The 572-nt window shown below is 51.6% G+C and carries 1 protein-coding gene; it reads right to left on the reverse strand.

All coding sequences use genetic code 11. The annotated features are described in order from the left end of the window. Positions 1–438, reverse strand: a 438-nt coding sequence (locus DT603_RS15830; protein ID WP_211368493.1) for an ABC transporter permease, incomplete at its 3' end; no start/stop codon positions are given. Between the last annotated feature and the right edge of the window lie 134 nt (positions 439–572).

A 572-nucleotide genomic window follows, 5' to 3' on the forward strand; every position in this document is an offset into this window, starting at 1 on the left:
CTCATGCACCACCTCCGTCTTCTCGCTACTTATCCTGGGAGTGCTGAAATTCCTGCCCGCAACCAGCGGAATGCCTAACACAGACAGATAGTTTTCATCAACATCAATGGAGCGTTGGGGCAGCGGACGTATTTTGCCGTTCTTTTCCAGATTGAACGCCGACAGGTTCATTTCCTGGCTAGGCAGGGAATGCGAGCCAATCAACGATACTCCCTGTACGTACGCTAAACCGGCGAGCGCCTTGTTGAGCGTGGCTACAGTTCCACTGGCTGCCAGTTCCTGAGGAATGTTCAAGACCATTACCTGTTCTCGCTGAAAGCCCAGAGGCTTATGTTGCAGATAGTATAACTGCTTGTAAACGATTAACGTACTGATAATAACCGTTATCGAAATCGTAAACTGAAGCACGATCAGCCCATGCCCGATCTGTACGCTCATCGATTTTCCGCCCAGACGAAGTTTGCCCTTCAGTGCCTTTACGGGATCAAACGAAGCCAGGTAAAAGGCGGGGTAGCTCCCGGCCAGAACGCCCACGATCACAAAAATAGCGCTCAGCAAACCGGCCGTTGGCC

This window comes from Pseudoxanthomonas gei, assembly GCF_010119615.1.
GTDB lineage: Bacteria > Pseudomonadota > Gammaproteobacteria > Xanthomonadales > Xanthomonadaceae > Pseudoxanthomonas_A > Pseudoxanthomonas_A gei.